The sequence below is a fragment of the Pseudomonas sp. HMSC066A08 genome, from assembly GCF_001813025.1.
GTDB lineage: Bacteria > Pseudomonadota > Gammaproteobacteria > Pseudomonadales > Pseudomonadaceae > Pseudomonas > Pseudomonas aeruginosa.
On record NZ_KV811378.1, the window covers coordinates 42,146 to 59,984 of the forward strand.

The following is a 17,839-nucleotide window of genomic DNA, read 5'->3' on the forward strand; positions in this document are numbered from 1 at the left end:
CGGCTCACGATAACGAAGAGGTGCGCTACCGCCTCAGCGGTAGATGGTCAGGGACAGGCCGCCGTACAGGCAGGCGAACAGGCTGACCCGGAACAGCGCCGGGTGCCAGGTGAAGCGATACAGGCCAACCGAGGCGAAGATCCGGTCGAGCCCCCAGGTGAGCGCCGCGGCGATCACGAACAACAGCGTCAGGGTCGGCATGTAGACCCCATGGATGGCGATTTCACGAGGCATGGACGGTACCTTGGCCGCTCGTCCGGCCGGCCAGTTCGGTCAGTGGCGAGGTCGGCGCCAGCAGGGAAGAACGGATGAAGTGCAGGTAGCTGCGCACCCGCCGTAGCGGCGAGCTGTCGAAATGCGGCGCGCAGGGTTCGTCGGTGTGCCTGGCCGCGTGGATGGCCTGGTCGACGGCCGCCAGGGCGCGCTCCAGGTTCTCCGCGCCAGGGCGCACGAACAGCCGGATCAGGGCGCGCCCCATGGCGCGGATCGCCTGGCGCCAGGGCATGGCCTCGGCGTAGCAGGGTTCATCCGGCAGGCGCTCCTGCTCGCGACGCAGCTCGATGATCGCGTGACCGACCTCGAGCACCAGGAACATCCAGCGCAGCAGGCCGCGCTGCACGTCCGGGCGCCCGGCGGCGACGCCATAGGCCTGGTTCAGCAGGTCGCGGGTGCCGCTTTCGAAAGCCGAGCCAAGCCCCCTGCTCTTGCCGCTGATGGCGAACACCACGCGCATCCGCAGGTCGCGCTCGAGGCGCTTCCACAGCCAGGCGCTGTTGGGCGGCAGAATGACCGCGGCGGCCGCGGCCGAGAGCAGCATCGAGAGGATCAGGGCGATGTACTCGTTGATCACGTGGGCCGGGTCGTAGACGGTCAGGTTCGCCGGCACCGAACCGAAGCAGAAGAACACCAGCAGGCCGAGACCGTAGCCGGCCCACTGCGGCCGCGAGGAGATGAACGCGCCGAGGGCGAACACCGGCGCCAGCACCAGGCATAGCAGCGGGAAACCGTCGATATGCGGGTAGACGAAGAACATCTCGCTGAAGCCGAGCAGCGCCGCCGCCATGGTGCCGATGGCCATCTGCATGGCGACCTTCTTCGGGTTCGGCGCCGCCGAGGCCAGCGCCGAGACCGCCACCGCGTTGAGGGCGAAGGTGCCGCCGCTGGGCCAGGTGCTGTAGATCCAGAAGCAGCCGAACAGCAGGATCATCAACCCGGTGCGCATCCCCGCCACTGCCGCCGCCACCGCGTTGGCCTTGGCGGTGAAGGCGTCCTTCCACTGCTCGCGCTCGTGGCGGTGGGCGGCCAGCGAGGCATGGGTCAGGGCGTAGTCGTGCATTTCCTCGGCGAAACGGTAGAGCAGCTCGGCGGCGGTATTGAAGTCCAGCCGCGCCTCTTCACCCGGCTCCCGCGCCAGCAGCTCGCCGCGCGCCTGGCGGATTCGCGCCATCAGGCGTTCGCGGCAGTCGGCGAGGCGCTGGGCGAAGCGCTCGGCGTCATGGTCGGTGACGGCGCGGCCACGGATTTCCTCGAGCAGCCCGGTGATTTCCTCCAGGCACGGCTCGAACGCATCCAGCACCTGGGTGGAGCCCTGCGCGCGCAAGCGTTCGAGCAACTGGTGGAGGGCGTGGAAACGGGTATTCATGGCCATGAACTCGCTGCTCAGGCGAATCAGCCGGCCATTGCGCAGGCGCATGTGCGGATCCTCGAAGGCGCTCGCCGCGCGCATCGTCTCCAGGCCCACCGCCTGGGCGGCGAAGGCCACGTTGCTGCTTTCGAAGCGCTCGCGCCCGCCGACCCCGCGCAGGCTGTCGAGGACGAACGCGGCGAACAGGCCGAAGCGCACGTACAGCGCATTGCGCATCGCCGCGCTGGTGGTCTGCGGCATGATCACCGCGCTGACCACCCCCGAGCAGAGAATCGCCAGGCTGATTTCCAGGACCCGCCAGATCGCCTGCATGAAGGCGCCTTCCGGATGGCTGGTGGCGGGGATGCCGATCAGCGTCGCGGTGTAGCCGGCGAGCACGCAGGCGTAGGAGCGGAAGTCACGGTAGCGGGCGGCCCCGGCGGTGCAGAGGCCGATCCAGATCGCCGAGCTGAGCAGGAACAGCACTCGCTCCTGGGCGAACAGGGCGATCAGGGTGACCATCACGCTGAGGCCGACCAGGGTGCCGAGGATGCGGTAGAAGCTCTTGGCGAACACCTGGCCGCTCTGCGGCTGCATGACGATGAACACGGTGATGGTCGCCGTGCTCGGCTGCGGCAATTCCAGGCGCATCGCCAGCCAGAGGGTCAGGAAGGCCGCGCAGAGCACCTTGAACACGTAGATCCAGGTCGCCCCGTCGCTGCGCGCCCACTCGGCCAGCGCGCGCCGCCACTCGTCGCGGCTGGGCAGGGCGAAACCAGCGGAGCGGCCACTCATCGCGAAGACACCGCTCTGACCGGGACGTTCTCCGGCGCCAGCTTCCGCTGCGCCGGCGTATCGGCGCCGGCCCCGACGCCGCCGCCGAGGGCGGTGACCAGGCTGGCGTGGGCGGCCAGCCGGGCGGCCTGCACCTGCTCCTGGACCAGTTGCTGCTGGAACAGCCGGGTCTGCGCGTTGAGCACGTTGAGGTAATCGGTGAGGCCGCGCTGGTAGGCCAGGGTGGCGATATCGTAGGTCTTCTGCGCGGAAGCCACCGATTGCGCGGCGAAGTCCTTCTGGATGTCAACCGAATGCAAGCGGATCAACTGGTCGGAAATGTTCTTCAGCGCATCCACCAGGGTCTGGTTGTATTGCTCCACCGCCGCGTCGTAGCCGGCCGCCGCCTCGCCCAGCTGCGAACGCAGGCGGCCGCCGTCGAAGATCGGCAGGGTCACCGCCGGGCCGGCGCTGTAGGTGTACTTGGCGCTGCGGAAGAACTCCAGCATGCCGCCACCGACGGCGCTGAAGCCGACCGAGGCCATCAGGTCGACGTTGGGGTAGAAGTCGGCGCGCGCCACGTCCACGCCCTTGGCCAGGGCGGCGACCTGCCAGCGGCGGGCGACCACGTCCGGGCGGCGGCCGAGCAGTTCGGCCGGCAAGGCGCTGGGCAGGCTCGGCTGCGCCGCCAGGTTCAGGCTTGGCCGGCGGATCGTGCGGCCCTCGCCCGGGCCCTTGCCGGCCAGGGCGGCGAGCAGGTTGCGGGTGAGCTGGATTTCTTCGTCGATCACCTCGATGCGGCGCTCCGTCTCGGGCAGCGGCACTTCCGCCTGGCTGACCTCGAAATGCGTGCCGATGCCGCCGCGCAGGCGACGCTGGGCCAGGGCGAGGATATCGCGCTGCTGTTGCAGCATGGCCTTGGCGATGTCCATCTCGGCGTACTGCAACGAGAGCTGGACGTAGGCCCGGACAATGTTGCCCTCCAGTTCGAGCTGCGCCTGGCGCGCCTCGGCGGCGGCCATGTGGGCCAGGTCGACGGCGCGCTCGCTGTCGCTGCGGTCGCGCCCCCAGAGATCGAGCTTGTAGTTCAGGCCGATCTCGGTGGAGTTGTTCCAGGAGGTGGTCCGCGCCAGGTCGCCGGGGCCGTAGAAATAGTCGTCCGGCCAGCGGTGGCGGACCAGCGAGCCCTTGCCCTCGATCTGCGGCGACTCGATGGACTCCACCAGCCCGGCCATGGACTTCGCCTGGCGTACCCGCGCATGGGCTACCGCCAGGCCCGGATTGCCGTCCAGCGCCTTCTCGATCCAGGCGTCCAGTTGCGGATCGGCATACACCTTCCACCACTGCGCCTGCGGCCAGCCGGCCTCGCGGGCGGCAGCCTGGATCGCATGGTCGGTGGCCAGGGCGTTGGCGTCGAGCGTGGCGGCCTGGGGGGCGATATCGCCTGTACTGACACAACCGGATATTGCGGAGAAAACGACGAGAAAACCGACGAAGGAGCCGACCAAGGTCAGTTCCTTCCTGAGAGCACGCGGCACGTTGTCTGATCCTGGAGGGGCGAAGCACGGAATTTGAACGGTACGGGCGCCGTTCAACCCGCTCGAGCGTTCGTGCGCTCGGGGGCCGATGAATTTTAAGAGGCTGGCGGCTGCTGATAAGCTGGCTCAAGTGCGATTGTTTATTGCGTAATGTGAAATAATCCGTCCCCGCAACAATCTGACACACTTCTGCGCGTGCCTAGGAGGCCCCGTCGATGGACACCCTGCAAAACATGCGAGCCTTCGTCTGCGTGGCGGAAACCGGCAGCTTCACCGCGGCGTCCCAGCAGCTCAATACCACCACCGCCTATGTCTCGCGGGCGGTGGCCAACCTCGAGACGCACCTGCGCACCCGCCTGCTCAACCGTACCACTCGTCGCATCGCCCTCACCGAGGCCGGCCAGCGCTACCTGCTGCGCTGCGAGCAGATCCTCGCCTACGTCGAGGAAGCCGAGGCCGAAGCCAGCGATGCCCATGCCCGTCCCGCCGGCAAGCTGAAGCTGCATTCGATGACCGGCATCGGCCAGCACTACGTGATCCGCGCCATCGCCGGCTACCGCCAGCAGTACCGCGACGTGACCTTCGACCTGACCATGGCCAACCGCGTGCCGGACCTGCTCGACGAGGGCTTCGACGTGGCCATCGTGGTGGCCTCCGAGCTGCCCGATTCCGGCTTCATTTCCCAGCGCATCGGCGAGACCTACAGCATTCTTTGCGCCTCGCCGGAGTACCTGCGCCTGAACGGCACGCCGAGCGAGCCTTCTGAGCTGGCCAGCCACGACTGCCTGCGCCTGGTCAGCCCCGTGGTGCCGCTGGATCGCTGGCTGTTCGACGGCCCCAACGGCCAGGAAATGGTCTCCATCGGCGCCTCGCCGTTCCAGGTCAATGTCGGCGACGCCATGACCGAGGCGATCCGTTCCGGGCTGGGCATCGGCATCCTGCCGGTGTATTCGGCCATCGAGGATCTGGGCAAGGGCACCCTGGTGCGGGTCCTGCCGCAGCACCGCCTGCAACAGCTCAACGTCTATGCGCTGTACCCTTCGCGGCAGTATCTCGACGCGAAGATCAAGACCTGGGTGGAATACCTCAAGGAAAGCCTGCCCGGCCTGCTCCAGCGCGACGAAGCGGCGCTGGTGGAGCTGGGCCTGGAACTCGGAAGATGCTCCTGAGCCGATAATCGCCCGCCCAGTGGCGGGCCCCTGCCCGCCGCTTCGATGGCGGTGGTATGGTCGGCGCTTTCGCTCCCGCTTGCAGAGTCCCGTCATGAAAAAGAACGTCTTCGTCTTCAGTCGCCTCGCCCCCGAACATCTCGAACGCCTGCAACGCCAGTTCAACGTCCGCGTGCTCGAACCGAAACAGGGCGACATCGACGCCCAGTACGCCGCCGCCCTGCCCGATACCCACGGCATGATCGGCGTCGGCCGACCGCTCGGCGCCAGGCAACTGGAACAGGCGAAGCAACTGGAAGTCATCTCCAGCGTCTCGGTCGGCTACGACAACTATGACCTGGACTACCTGAACCACCGCGGCATCGCCCTCACCAACACGCCCGACGTTCTCACCGAGACCACCGCCGACCTCGGCTTCGCCCTGCTGATCAGCGCTGCGCGACGGGTCGCCGAGCTGGACGCCTGGGTCAAGGCCGGAAACTGGAAGCGCACCGTCGACACCCCGCAGTTCGGCACCGATGTGCATGGCAAGAAACTCGGCATCCTCGGCCTCGGCCGGATCGGCGCGGCCATCGCCCGGCGCGGCCGTTTCGGCTTCGGCATGCAGGTGCTCTACCACGGCAACAACCGCAAGCCGGAACTGGAACAGGAACTCGGCGCGCGCTTCCTCGGCTTCGACGAACTGCTCGGCGAGGCCGATTTCGTCTGCGTGGTGGTGCCGCTGGGAGCGCAGACCCGCCAGTTGATCGGCGCGCGCGAACTGGGCCTGATGAAGCCCTCGGCGATCCTGGTCAACGTCGCCCGCGGCCAGGTGGTCGACGAGGCCGCGCTGGTCGCCGCCCTGCGGGAGAAACGCATCCTCGGCGCCGGCCTGGATGTCTACGAGAAGGAACCGCTGGCCGAATCGCCGCTGTTCGCCCTGGACAACGTGGTGACCCTGCCGCACATCGGCTCGGCCACCCACGAGACCCGCCGGGCCATGGCCGAGCGGGCGCTGCAGAACTTCGAGGCGGCCCTGCGCGGCGAGCGGCCGCTGGACCTGGTCAATCCACAGGTGTGGCGACGCGGCTGAGCGCGCCCAGCTCCGCTAGGTCGAGCGCGCCGGCCCGGCCAGCGCCGGCGCCTTCGGCTTGCGGAACACCAAGACGTTGCCGAGCATCACCAGGACCAGCCCGGCCAGCGCCGGTGCGGTCCAGCGGTAGCCCTCGGCGAAGGCCGAGATGTTCAGCGCCACCACCGGGAACAGCACGGTGCAGTAGGCGGCGCGATCCGGGCCCATGCGCCCGACCAGGGTCAGGTAGGCGGTGAAGCCGATCACCGAGCCGGGGATCGCCAGGTACAGCAGCGAGCCGACGTAGCGCGCACTCCAGTCGAAATTCAGCGGCACGCCCTGGAACAGGCACAGCGCCAGGAGGATCAGGGTGCCGTAGAGCATGCTCCAGGCATTGCCGGTGAGCGGGCGGATGCCGGCCTTCTGTTGCAGGCTGGAGAGCATGTTGCCGGTGGAGAAGCACAGCGTACCGAGCAGGGCCAGGCCGAGGCCGTAGAAGGTTTCCGGGGTGGCCTGGTGTCCCGCCAGTTCCGGCCAGAACAGCAACCCCAGGCCGAGCAGGCCGAGACCGCCACCGGCCATCACATTCGGCGCGATGCGCTGGCCGAACCACATCCGGGCGTTCAACGCATTCCACAGGGTGGCGGTGGAAAACACCACAGCCACCAGGCCGCTGGGAATCCACTGGCTGGCGGTATAGAAGCAGATGAAATTCAGGCAGAACAGGCATACGCCCTGGGCCATGCACAGGCGTTGGCCACGTGCGTCGAGCCTTTGCAGGCGGCGGCCGAGCAGCAGCACGGCGAACAGCACCAGCGCCGCCAGGGCGAAGCGGTAGGCGATCGACAGGGTGATCGCCACCGGGCCCATCTGCAGCTTGATGGCGATCCAGGTGGTGCCCCAGATGAGCACGGTGAGCAGGTACAGCGAAAGATTCATGGCGACTCCGCAACGACAGGATGCCGTCAGTCTGCGGGCGAGGCCGGGCGCGACCATTGTCCATTCTTGCGCTTTTCATCCGCCGCCTCTCGCGGCAGCGTCCGGGCGCGGGTAGCATGGCCGGCATGCACCAACCCAGCGATTTCCAGGTATTCCGCACCCTCGACCGGACCTCCAATGCGCGCCTGCTGCGCAGCAGCACGCTCAGCGACGGCCTGGCGCTCGCCCATTGGTACCGCGACGAAGCGGAGATCCTCGGCTACAGCGATCCCGGCCATCACACCCTGTCGCTCTACCTGCAGGGCGGCTGGCAGACCTTCCGCCGCGATCGTCCCGGGCTCTATGGCGGCCCCGACCGCTTCTGCGTGATGCCGGCCGAACACCACTCCGACTGGGCGGTGACTCGCGGCCTGGGCTTCATGCACCTGTACATCAGCCCGGAGCGCCTGGCCGGCGCGGCGGTACGCACCCTCGATTGCGAACCACGCAGCCTGCAACTGGAGGAGCGCACCTACATCCAGGACGAGCCGCTGGCCGCTCTGTGCCGGACCCTGGAACGACAGGACTGGAACGAACCCGGCGAGCGCCTGCTATGCACCAGCCTCGCCCACCAGGCGGTGGACCACCTGCTGCTCACCGGGTGCGGCAGGCGTACCGACGTGCGCTGGCAGGGCGGGCTGGCCGCGCACGTGCGGCGGCGCCTGGCCGACTACATCGAAAGCCACCTGGAGCAGCCGCTGGAACTGGGGTCGCTGGCGGAGCTGGCGGCGCTCTCCGAGTACCACTTCGCGCGCATGTTCCGCGTCTCCTTCGGCCTGCCGCCGCACCGCTACGTGCTGGAACGACGCCTGGCGCGGGCCCGCGACCTGCTGGCGTACTCCGCGCAGTCGCTCCAGGAGGTCTCGCTGGCCTGCGGCTTCGCCAGTCCGAGCCATTTCAACCGGCGCTTCCGCGAAGCCCATGGCGCCACCCCGGGGCAGTACCGCGCCGCCCTGAAAGCCTCCTGAAAGCCAGGCGCCGACAGCCTGCGGTTGTAGGCAGGCATTCCCGCAGCATAAAATGATAACTATTATCATTCGTTAATCCTTCTGCTCCGGGAATGTCCAGGTGTCGAGCGCCGACCTCGCCCATGCGGCCGCGTTGCATACCCTCTACAGCGACCACCACCACTGGCTCACGGGCTGGCTGCGGCGCCGCCTCGGCTGCCCGCAGAACGCCGCCGACCTGGCCCAGGACACCTTCGTCAAGGTCCTGGTTTCGCGCCAGGCCGCGCGCATCGACGAACCGCGCGCCTTCCTCACCACCATCGCCCGCCGCGTGCTGTGCAACCACTACCGCCGCCAGGACGTCGAGCGCGCCTACCTGGAAGCCCTGGCCTGCCTGCCCGAGCGGGAAGTCCCCAGCGAAGAGACCCGCGCCATCGTCCTGGAGACCCTGGTCGAGCTGGACCGCCTGCTCGACGGCCTGCCGCCGCTGGCCAAGGAGACCTTCCTGCTGGCCCAGCTCGACGGCCTGGGCTACGCCGAGATCGCCGCGCAGTTGGGCATCTCCCTGAGCAGCGTCAAGCGCTACATGCTCAAGGCTGCGCAACGCTGCTACTTCGCCGAGCGGCCATGAGCCTACCCACCGCGCCCAAGGTACCGCCACAGGTGGCCGAACAGGCCGTGCGCTGGCTGGTCGAGCTGCAGAGCGGCGCCGACGACGAACGCCTGCGCCAGGCCTGGCAGCGCTGGCGCCAGGCGGCCCCGGAACACGAGCAAGCCTGGCGCCACATCGAGGCGGTCAACCAGCGCCTGGCCGGGATAGGCACGCCACTGGCCCTGGCCGCCGTCAACGCACCGCGTTCGCCGCAACGCCGGCGCGCGCTGAAGACCCTGCTGCTGGTACTGGCCGCCGGCGGCAGCGCCTGGGGCCTGCGCGAGAGCGGCAGCCTGCAGCGCTGGAGCGCCGACTATGCCACCGGCATCGGCGAACGCCGGCGCCTGGCCCTGGCCGACGGCAGTCGCCTCGAGCTGAACAGCGACACGGCGGTGGATGTCCGCTTCGATGCCGGCGAACGACGCCTGCTCCTGCTGCGCGGGGAAATCCAGCTCAGCACCGGCCAAGACCCGCGCCCGCTGCACGTGTACAGCGCGGAAGGCCGGCTGCGACCGGTGGGCACCCGTTTCGACGTGCGCCAGTTCGCCGGACGCACCCGCGTCGCCGTCCACGAAGGCGCGGTACAGGTGGAGAACCGCGCCGGCCAGGGCCTGCTGCTGCCCAGCGGCCGGCAACTGGACTTCGACCGCGAGCGACTCGGCGCTCCGCAGCCGCTGCCGGTCGGCAGCGGCGCCTGGACCGACGGCATGCTGGTGGCCGCCGGCATGCGCCTGGACGAATTCCTCGCCGAAGTCGCGCGCTACCGTCCCGGCCGGCTGGGCTGCGACCCGCGCATCGGCGGCCTGCGGATTTCCGGCAGCTATCCGCTGGACGATAGCGAGCGGATCCTCGCTACCCTGCCGGCGGTGCTGCCCGTGGAGGTACGACGCGTCACCCGCTACTGGGTCGGCGTGCACCCGCGCGAATGAGCGGAAAGATATTTCCGCGCACCTGAGCCTTTTTCCCCACCTCGCGTGACAGAGGAGGAAAGCCAACCTCGAAAGATCCACTGGAGTTTCCCTCATGCCCCCGTCACGCGCCCTGTCGCCGCTCAGCCGCGCCCTGCTCCTCGCCTGCCTCGGCGGTCCCGTCCTGGTTTCCGCCGGCAGCGCCTGCGCCGCCGAGATCCGCACCGATGCCCGCCAGTACTACCGGCTGCCCGCCGAGCCGCTGGAGCAGGCGCTGAACCACCTAGGCCGCCAGGCCGGCGTGCTGATCGCCTTCAGCCCGGAACAGACCGCCGCGCGGCGCAGCCAGGCGCTGGACGGCGAGTACACCCTGGAGGAAGCCCTGGCCGCCCTGCTCGCCGGCTCCGGCCTGGAGGCGCGCGCCCGCGGCGACGGCGCCTACACCCTGGAGGTGCTGCTGGTGGAAGACCCGGCCAACCTGCAGGCGCTCACCGTGGTCGGCGACTGGCTGGCCGACGCCAGCGCCGCCGACGTCTTCGAGCATCCCGGCGCGCGCGACGTGGTCCGCCGCGAGCAGTTCCAGGCCCAAGGCGCGGCCAGCACCCGCGAAGTGCTGGAGCGCATTCCCGGAGTCAGCGCACCGCTCAACAACGGCACCGGCAGCCACGACCTGGCATTGAACTTCGGCATTCGCGGCCTCAACCCGCGCCTGGCGTCGCGCTCGACGGTGCTGATGGACGGCATCCCGGTGCCCTTCGCACCCTACGGCCAGCCACAGTTGTCGCTGGCGCCGGTGTCCATCGGCAACATGGACGCGGTGGACGTGGTCCGCGGCGGCGGCGCGGTGCGCTACGGGCCGCAGAACGTCGGCGGCATCGTCAACTTCGTGACCCGGGCGATCCCCGAGGACTTCGCCACCAGCCTCGACGTGCACAGCGAACTCAGCCCCAGCTCCAGCCAGGACGGCCTGAAGACCACCCACAACGTGCTGATCGGCGGCACCGGCACCAACGGCCTCGGCGGCGCCCTGCTCTACTCCGGCACCCGCGGCGGCGATTGGCGCGAGCACAGCGATACGCGGATCGACGACCTGATCCTCAAGGGCCGCTTCCAGCCCAGCGACGAACACGCGTTTTCGGCGATGACCCAGTACTACGACGGCGAGGCCGACATGCCCGGCGGCCTCGGCACCGCGGCCTACCGCGACGACCCGTACCAGTCGACCCGTCCCTACGACAAGTTCTGGGGCCGCCGTACCCTGGCCAGCGCCAGCTACGAATACACCCCCAACGCCAGCCAGAAGCTCAACGTCACCGGCTTCTTCACCAAGACCCTGCGCAGCGGCTACCTCGACCAGGGCCGCAACCTCACCCTGTCGCCGCGCGAGTACTGGGTACGCGGCCTGGAAACCCGTTTCAGCCAGGGCTTCGAACTGGGCGAGAGTCGCCACGAAGTGGGCATCGGCCACCGCTACGTCAACGAAGCCAGCCACGAGCTGCGCTACTGGACCCGCGCCGACAGCGGCCAGCTACCCAGCACCGGCAGCCGCAACGACCGCGACACCCGCGGCAGCACCGAAGCCAACGCGTTCTACATCGACGATCGCATCGACATCGGCAACTGGACCATCACCCCTGGCATCCGCTACGAGAAGATCGATTCCGAGCAGAAGAACCTGCTGAAGAACAGCAAGGACAGCGGCCGCTACAACGCCTCGCTACCGGCGCTCAACGTGATCTACCACCTCACGCCGAGCTGGAACCTCTACGCCAATACCGAGGGCTCGTTCGGCACCGTGCAGTACAGCCAGATGGGCAAGGCGGTGCGCAGCGGCGACATCGAGCCGGAGAAGGCCCGCACCTGGGAACTCGGCAGCCGCTACGACGACGGCATCCTGCGCGCCGAACTGGGCGCCTTCCTGATCAACTTCGACAACCAGTACGAGAGCAACCAGCAGACCGACAGCGTGACTGCCCGCGGCAAGACCCGGCACAAGGGCATCGAGGCGGCGATCGCCTACGACCTGGCCGATCTCGACCCGCTGCTCTCCGGCTTCGACGTCTATGCCAGCTACGCCTACGTCGACGCGAGCATTCGCGAGGACGGGCCGAACAAGGGCAACCAGGTGCCGTTCTCCTCGAAGCACAAGGGCACCCTTGGCGCCAACTACCGCACCGGCGCCTGGAGCTACAACCTCGACGGCAGCTTCCAGACCAGCCAGTACGCCGACAACGCCAACACCGAGAGCGAAAGCGCCGACGGCAGCACCGGGCGGATCGCCGGCTGGATGGTCTGGAGCGCGCGCGGCACCTACGACTTCGGCCCGCAACTGAACGACCTCAAGCTCGGCCTGGGGGTGAAGAACCTGTTCGATCGCCGCTACTACACCCGCTCGTTCGACGACAACAACAAGGGCCTCTACGTCGGCCAGCCGCGCACCCTGTACGTGCAGGCCTCGGTGGGATTCTGAGGCACGCCGGAGCGACAATCCGGGGCGGACGAGCGCAAGCGATCGTTCGCCCTACGGCCCGCGCCCCCACATCCGCCGCCGCGCCTGGTCGCAGGGCGACTCCCGGCGCCAGCGTCACTTCCAGTTCGGATCGCTCTCCAGCTGCTTCATCAGCAGCTCGCGAACCGGCTTGGACGGCTTGCCGTACCAGCGGTAGCTGGCGTAGGCGCTGGGCTTTTCCATGACCTCGGCAGGCTCGTCCGGGAGGTTGACCTGGAGGCCGTAGGCAGCGCTCTTGTCGCCGCGGAACGCCACCAGCAGGCGGTTGTTGCCGCAGTCGTGGGGCTTGCAGCTGTCGGCCAGCACGTAGGGTTGCCCCTCCAGGCTCAGGCTGGTGGAGGGAGAACTCGGGCCGCTGGCCTCGGAGACCCACTTCGGCACTTCGCTCTCGCCCTTGAACATCGCATGCCAGGTGGCCTTGTAGCCGGGCTGGCCGAGCAGTTCGAACAGCCGCGGCTGTTCCTCGGCCTGCGCCGCCAGCGCGTGCAGCGAGGCGCCGAGCAGGGCCAGCGAGAGCAGTCTGGATATTCCGTTCATGGCGACTTCCTTCGATCAGGTGAAAAGGCTGGTCGGTCTACCGGGCGGCATCCGCCAATGGCAGCTTGGAGCCGCACGGCCCCGACAAGTTCGCCGACCGCCGATAAATCGCGGATTGACGGATGACAGGCATCCCGGCGCACCACCTTTTACCGCTATAATCCCGCGTTTTTCCGGGCCGCCCCGCGCCCACGCCATCGGATTCCAGCAGGCACGCACCCATGACCACTCAGGCCGCCGAAGTCGCGAAGCGCCGTACCTTCGCGATCATTTCCCACCCCGACGCCGGTAAGACCACCATCACCGAGAAGCTCCTGCTGATGGGCAAGGCGATCGCCGTCGCCGGCACCGTGAAGTCGCGCAAGTCCGACCGCCACGCCACCTCCGACTGGATGGAGATGGAAAAGCAGCGCGGCATCTCCATCACCACCTCGGTGATGCAGTTCCCCTACCGCGAGCACATGATCAACCTGCTCGACACCCCCGGCCACGAAGACTTCTCCGAAGACACCTACCGCACCCTGACCGCGGTGGACTCGGCGCTGATGGTGCTCGACGGCGGCAAGGGCGTCGAACCGCGGACCATCGCCCTGATGGAAGTCTGCCGGCTGCGCGACACGCCCATCGTCAGCTTCATCAACAAGCTCGACCGCGACATCCGCGACCCCATCGAGCTGCTCGACGAGATCGAGGCGGTGCTGAAGATCAAGGCCGCGCCGATCACCTGGCCGATCGGCTGCTACAAGGACTTCAAGGGCGTCTACCACCTGGCCGACGACAGGATCATCGTCTACGTCCCTGGCCACGGCCACGAGCGCATCGAGACCAAGGTCATCGAAAAGCTCGACTCCGACGAAGCCCGTGCCCACCTCGGCGACCTCTACGACAATTTCGTCGAAGAGCTGGAGCTGGTGCAGGGCGCCTGCCACGAATTCGACAAGGACGCCTTCCTCAAGGGCGAGATGACCCCGGTGTTCTTCGGCACCGCGCTGGGCAACTTCGGCGTCGACCAGGTCCTCGACTGCATCGTCGACTGGGCGCCGCAACCGCTGTCGCGCGCCACCCACGAACGCAGCGTGGAGCCGACCGAGGAGAAATTCTCCGGCTTCGTGTTCAAGATCCAGGCGAACATGGATCCCAAGCACCGCGACCGCATCGCCTTCATGCGCATCTGCTCGGGCAAGTACGAGAAAGGCATGAAGATGCGCCACGTGCGCCTGGGCAAGGACGTGAAGATCGCCGACGCGCTGACCTTCTTCTCCTCCGAGCGCGAGCAACTGGAAGAGGCCTATGCCGGCGACATCATCGGCCTGCACAACCACGGCACCATCCAGATCGGCGACACCTTCAGCGAAGGCGAGAACTTCGGTTTCACCGGCATCCCGCACTTCGCCCCGGAACTGTTCCGCCGCGTGCGCCTGAAAGACCCGCTGAAGTCCAAGCAGTTGCGCCAGGGCCTGCAGGAACTGGCCGAGGAAGGTGCGACCCAGGTGTTCTTCCCCGAGCGCAACAACGACATCATCCTCGGTGCGGTGGGCGTGCTGCAGTTCGACGTGGTCGCCAGCCGCCTGAAGGAGGAATACAAGGTCGAGTGCGCCTACGAGGCGATCAACGTCTGGTCGGCACGCTGGATCGAGTGCGATGACGAGAAGAAGCTCAAGGAGTTCAGGGACAAGGCCTTCGAGAACCTCTCCGTGGACGGCGGCGGGCACCTCACCTACCTGGCGCCGACCCGCGTCAACCTCAGCCTGATGGAAGAACGCTGGCCGGACATCCGCTTCCGGGCGACGCGCGAGCATCACTGATCGCACGGGAGGAGCCAGGGACTGCCTCCCTGTCTCCTCCCGCGGTGGTCTCGGCGCAGGGCGGATAAACGTATCGCGGCTATCCGTCGCTCCAGCGCGGTATCGGCGGACAGCCCCTGCGAACGCGACGCTGCGCGAAACACCTCCTTCCCTCCTCCCAGGCTCCCCTCCCCATCGCGCCATCGCTCCGTACGCCTGCGCCTTTCGCAGGCGGGCGACGAGACTTCCAGGTAGGAAATCCCTTCAAGCGCAACCAGGCAAGGACGCGGTTGCCCAAGCCGTTTCCGAAGGTGCCTCCTGAGCAGTTCAGATAGGTTGTCCGCCCCCGAGTGGCACGGCAGAGTGCCAGGGTTTATCTCATAGGGACTTGAGCATGAGCGGCAAACCCGCTGCGCGCCTGGGCGATCCGACCGCGTGTCCGCTGCCGGGCCACGGCAGCAACCCGATCGTCGGCGGCTCGCCCGACGTCTTCTTCGACCATCGGTCCGCCGCCCGCCAGGGCGACGCCACCGCCTGCGGCGCCACCCTCAGCGCCAACGTCATCGCCAACGTACTGATCAACGGCAAGCCCGCCACCGTGGTAGGTAGCGTCGGCACCCACGGCAACCTGGTGGTCGGCGGCGCGGGCACGGTGCTGATCGGCAACAGCGGCGGCGGCGCACCCGCTCTCGCTCTCGCCCCACCGAAGCTGTGCCTGCAATGCCTGCTGCTGGCGGCACGCCGCAACCAGGCCCTGGTGCCCCTGGAAAGCCTCGGCGGCGCACCGTGAGCCGGCTCCAGCCGGCGCTCGCGGCGCCTACGCCGGACAGCCGCCTGTTCGCCCTGGCGGACGGCGCCCGCTACCTGACCCTGGACACCCGCCTGGAAAAGGCCGCGGGGGAAATCCGCTCGCGCTGGCTGCTGGCCGGGAGCGAGCTGGATGAAATCGCCCATGCCGGACCGGTCCTGATCGAATTCATCGACAGCGCCCCGCTTTCGTCATCGGGCGAGTTCCTCGGCTGGCTGCGCGACTGGGACCGCCGCTCGCCCATGGCCTCCTGGCTGTGGAGCCGGGCGTCCTTCGAAAACCTCGCGAAACACTTCGCCGGGCTGCTCTTCACCCGCATGCCCGACGGCCGCCGGGCGCTGTTGCGCTACTACAGCCCGGAAGTGCGCCGGGCGCTGGAGCAGGTCATGACCGCGCGGCAATGGACGCAAGTGATGGCGCCGCTGGAGCGTTGGCAGGTCTGGCAGCCCCTGCAGGGCGGCTACCTCGTCTATGACCGGGAAACGGAGCGGACCGCCGATGCTTGAACTGGATGCCGGTCAACTGGATCGCCTGCAGCGGGTCCGCGACGACGAAGTCATCGAGCGGGTCTTGCTGGAGGTGCGCCGGGAAGCTCCCGCCTGGCTCGAACGACGCGGCCTGCTGCCCGCCATCCGGCAACTCGGTGAGCTGCGCGCGACGGCGCTGGAACTGGGTATCGCAGAGCCCGGGACGATCGAACGCTTTCTCCTGCACGGCCTGGCCTTCCCCGCTTTCCAGGACACGCCGGCGTTTCTCGCGCACATGCGCCGGCCGGTGGCGGACAGCCCGGAACAACGCTTCCAGGACTACGAACGGATCGTCGAGTTTCGCCTGGCCAGCCAGAAATGGCGCGCGTACGAAACCCCAGGGAGACCGGCATGAGCGGCATAGGCGCGCTTTTCCGTCCGCTGCCCCGCATGGGCCCGCGGCTGCCCTTCGAGCTACCCGCGCCGCCCCGGCCGCACTTGCCGATGCCGGCGCCGCGCCCGCTGCCGCGACCGGCCCCCGGCGCGCTGCCCAGGCCGGTACCGCGTCCGATGCCGGTTCCGCAGACCCTGCCCAGGACCGAGACCGGCACGCTGAGCCGCGACCGGACCCGGGAAGCCGAGCGCGATTGCAGCAAGAGCCAGGGCCGCGACAAGGACTGCGTGGAGTGCCCGCCGTCCCGGGGCGAAATGGCCATCGCCAATAACGGCAAGGGCCACAGCATGTCGGACCTGTCCGCGCGCTACCAGCAGTGGGTGACCAATTTCCCGTTTCCCCACGAATGGTTCTGGAGCGGCACCTGGTGGGACGGCTTCGACGAGCCGCGCTGCACCCTGCTGGAGGCGAAGGCCAACTACGCCTTCCTGTTCGTCCCGCTGCTCGGCGTGCCCAGGCCCTGGGCGCGGGCCAAGGTGAAGTCGGACCTGCTGCAGAAGGCCGAGGTCCACAGCGACAAGGCCCGACCGACCCCGCCGGTGTTCGTCGAATGGCACTTCCTGCAGCGCATCGTCTACGAATACTGCGCCGCGGAGTACCTGCGCATGGGACTGGCCAACCTGAAGGCATTCTGGAATCCGATGCCGGGAACGGACGAGCACGACGACTACCAGGAAACCCGCGCGAAGGAACAGGAAGAGATGAAAAGGTTTTGCGAAGAGAACCCGGGGTATTGCGCATGACGGACGCCAAGGCTTTCAGGCGCTACATATTCGAGCTGTACTTCGATCCGGCACGGCTACTCGAACTGGACGACGACCAGCACCTGCAACGGATAGAGCGCTTCCTCGATGCCCTCGCGCCCCTCCATCCGGTGCTGGAGAACTGGTACCTGTGCGGCGACTCCCTGCGCGACGCTCTCAGCCACAACGTCACCGAGCACCGCCAGGATCTCGCCAAGGCCCTGTCGCGTGACCGACGCACCCGGGCGGTGGAACTGGTGCTATGGAATGGCGAGGAGGATCCGCTCAAGGGCGGGTTGTCGCTGGACTACGAGGCCAGCGGCAGGGCCGTCTCGTCCAGGCTCCAGTTGGAAGATGCCGGCAGCCTGCTGCAGGTGTTCGACGCACCGGCTTCCTCCTTCGTCGCGATCTTCCTCGCGGCGCTGGAAATCTGGCCCGAAACGACCTGGGGCATGCTCGCTCCGCATACCTATTTCGTACACCAGCGGACCTTCCCGGACCGCCGCAGCATCGGCTGGATCGGCTTCTGCCCGCATCCGCTAAGGGCCACGGACTTCCCGGCGGCTACGGAGCTGATCGACATTCCCGGCCGTGGCACCCTGCTGCTGAACGGCCGCGAACCGATGGACGAAACCCGTCGCGAACATTTCGAGCGCGTCGGCGAAGCGGACATCAAGCTGATGGAACTGGGCTACCTGCCACCGCTGCGCGGCTGACGACGGACGAAGCAAAAGCCGCCTGCGTTCCGTAGGGCGAATACGCCACCGGCGTCATCCGCCGAGATCCCGCCACAACGGCGGATAACCGCAAGCGGTTCGCCCTACCAGGCCCACGCTCCACGCAGAAGGTCACCCTGGAGGGGTCTCCGTTCCGTAGGGCGAATAACGCCACCGGCG

General features: G+C 68.0%; 17 protein-coding genes. 12 read left to right on the forward strand and 5 right to left on the reverse strand.

The window, feature by feature from the left end:
- Nucleotides 1-33: 33 nt before the first annotated feature.
- The 3 genes from HMPREF2886_RS31645 to HMPREF2886_RS31655 are packed head-to-tail and all read right to left on the reverse strand — an operon-like array spanning nucleotide 34 to nucleotide 3,906.
- Nucleotides 34-234, reverse strand: coding sequence for a DUF1656 domain-containing protein (locus HMPREF2886_RS31645; RefSeq protein WP_003082823.1), 201 nt, complete (start codon nucleotides 232-234; stop codon nucleotides 34-36).
- Entirely contained in the window at nucleotides 224-2,419 is a 2,196-nt protein-coding gene (locus HMPREF2886_RS31650; RefSeq protein ID WP_023465113.1) for an FUSC family protein, read from the reverse strand. Before HMPREF2886_RS31650 ends, HMPREF2886_RS31645 begins: the two co-directional genes overlap by 11 nt.
- Complete coding sequence (locus tag HMPREF2886_RS31655; RefSeq protein ID WP_033972212.1) at nucleotides 2,416-3,906, reverse strand: efflux transporter outer membrane subunit; 1,491 nt, start codon at nucleotides 3,904-3,906, stop codon at nucleotides 2,416-2,418. The genes HMPREF2886_RS31650 and HMPREF2886_RS31655 overlap by 4 nt, the downstream gene beginning before the upstream one ends.
- A gap of 245 nt (nucleotides 3,907-4,151) precedes the next feature.
- On the opposite strand from HMPREF2886_RS31655, the gene HMPREF2886_RS31660 reads away from it, so the two are divergent.
- Both HMPREF2886_RS31660 and HMPREF2886_RS31665 read left to right on the forward strand, forming a co-directional pair.
- Nucleotides 4,152-5,105, forward strand: a complete 954-nt coding sequence (locus HMPREF2886_RS31660; RefSeq protein ID WP_033972213.1) for a LysR family transcriptional regulator — start codon at nucleotides 4,152-4,154, stop codon at nucleotides 5,103-5,105.
- A gap of 94 nt (nucleotides 5,106-5,199) precedes the next feature.
- Nucleotides 5,200-6,177 (forward strand): 2-hydroxyacid dehydrogenase, encoded by a 978-nt coding sequence (locus tag HMPREF2886_RS31665; RefSeq protein WP_058018404.1) that lies wholly within the window; start codon nucleotides 5,200-5,202, stop codon nucleotides 6,175-6,177.
- Nucleotides 6,178-6,192: 15 nt separating this feature from the next.
- Here HMPREF2886_RS31665 and HMPREF2886_RS31670 read toward each other — a convergent pair whose 3' ends face one another.
- Nucleotides 6,193-7,095: a DMT family transporter gene (locus HMPREF2886_RS31670; protein WP_058018403.1), complete on the reverse strand. Its 903-nt coding sequence runs from the start codon at nucleotides 7,093-7,095 to the stop codon at nucleotides 6,193-6,195.
- 125 nt (nucleotides 7,096-7,220) lie between these two features.
- On the opposite strand from HMPREF2886_RS31670, the gene mdrR1 reads away from it, so the two are divergent.
- From mdrR1 to fecA, 4 genes are all read left to right on the forward strand, one after another.
- Complete coding sequence (gene mdrR1 / locus HMPREF2886_RS31675; RefSeq protein WP_003132628.1) at nucleotides 7,221-8,102, forward strand: efflux pump transcriptional regulator MdrR1; 882 nt, start codon at nucleotides 7,221-7,223, stop codon at nucleotides 8,100-8,102.
- A 100-nt stretch (nucleotides 8,103-8,202) separates the two neighbouring features.
- Nucleotides 8,203-8,712: a sigma-70 family RNA polymerase sigma factor gene (locus tag HMPREF2886_RS31680; protein ID WP_033972217.1), complete on the forward strand. Its 510-nt coding sequence runs from the start codon at nucleotides 8,203-8,205 to the stop codon at nucleotides 8,710-8,712.
- Nucleotides 8,709-9,662: a FecR domain-containing protein gene (locus tag HMPREF2886_RS31685; RefSeq protein WP_033978698.1), complete on the forward strand. Its 954-nt coding sequence runs from the start codon at nucleotides 8,709-8,711 to the stop codon at nucleotides 9,660-9,662. Before HMPREF2886_RS31680 ends, HMPREF2886_RS31685 begins: the two co-directional genes overlap by 4 nt.
- Nucleotides 9,663-9,756: 94 nt before the next feature.
- On the forward strand, nucleotides 9,757-12,111 hold the full coding sequence (fecA, locus tag HMPREF2886_RS31690) for a TonB-dependent Fe(3+) dicitrate receptor FecA (RefSeq protein WP_033978699.1): 2,355 nt from the start codon (nucleotides 9,757-9,759) through the stop codon (nucleotides 12,109-12,111).
- A 114-nt stretch (nucleotides 12,112-12,225) separates the two neighbouring features.
- Here fecA and HMPREF2886_RS31695 read toward each other — a convergent pair whose 3' ends face one another.
- Nucleotides 12,226-12,687 (reverse strand): inhibitor of vertebrate lysozyme family protein, encoded by a 462-nt coding sequence (locus HMPREF2886_RS31695; protein WP_033972220.1) that lies wholly within the window; start codon nucleotides 12,685-12,687, stop codon nucleotides 12,226-12,228.
- A 221-nt stretch (nucleotides 12,688-12,908) separates the two neighbouring features.
- On the opposite strand from HMPREF2886_RS31695, the gene HMPREF2886_RS31700 reads away from it, so the two are divergent.
- The 6 genes from HMPREF2886_RS31700 to tsiT all read left to right on the forward strand — a co-directional run bounded on the left by HMPREF2886_RS31700 (nucleotide 12,909) and on the right by tsiT (nucleotide 17,659).
- Complete coding sequence (locus HMPREF2886_RS31700) at nucleotides 12,909-14,492, forward strand: peptide chain release factor 3 (protein WP_033972221.1); 1,584 nt, start codon at nucleotides 12,909-12,911, stop codon at nucleotides 14,490-14,492.
- Nucleotides 14,493-14,865: 373 nt separating this feature from the next.
- The gene (locus HMPREF2886_RS31705; RefSeq protein ID WP_003093006.1) at nucleotides 14,866-15,261 is read left to right on the forward strand and encodes a PAAR domain-containing protein; all 396 of its coding nucleotides are present in this window, start codon (nucleotides 14,866-14,868) and stop codon (nucleotides 15,259-15,261) included.
- Complete coding sequence (locus tag HMPREF2886_RS31710) at nucleotides 15,258-15,785, forward strand: DUF4123 domain-containing protein (protein WP_033972222.1); 528 nt, start codon at nucleotides 15,258-15,260, stop codon at nucleotides 15,783-15,785. The genes HMPREF2886_RS31705 and HMPREF2886_RS31710 overlap by 4 nt, the downstream gene beginning before the upstream one ends.
- Nucleotides 15,778-16,161, forward strand: coding sequence for a hypothetical protein (locus HMPREF2886_RS31715; protein WP_033972224.1), 384 nt, complete (start codon nucleotides 15,778-15,780; stop codon nucleotides 16,159-16,161). Before HMPREF2886_RS31710 ends, HMPREF2886_RS31715 begins: the two co-directional genes overlap by 8 nt.
- Nucleotides 16,158-16,943 carry a type VI secretion system effector protein TseT gene (gene tseT, locus HMPREF2886_RS34030; protein ID WP_003104240.1) on the forward strand — a complete coding sequence of 262 codons (786 nt, stop codon included), beginning with the start codon at nucleotides 16,158-16,160 and terminating at the stop codon, nucleotides 16,941-16,943. Before HMPREF2886_RS31715 ends, tseT begins: the two co-directional genes overlap by 4 nt.
- Nucleotides 16,940-17,659: a type VI secretion system immunity protein TsiT gene (gene tsiT, locus HMPREF2886_RS31725; RefSeq protein ID WP_033972226.1), complete on the forward strand. Its 720-nt coding sequence runs from the start codon at nucleotides 16,940-16,942 to the stop codon at nucleotides 17,657-17,659. Before tseT ends, tsiT begins: the two co-directional genes overlap by 4 nt.
- Nucleotides 17,660-17,839: the final 180 nt, after the last annotated feature.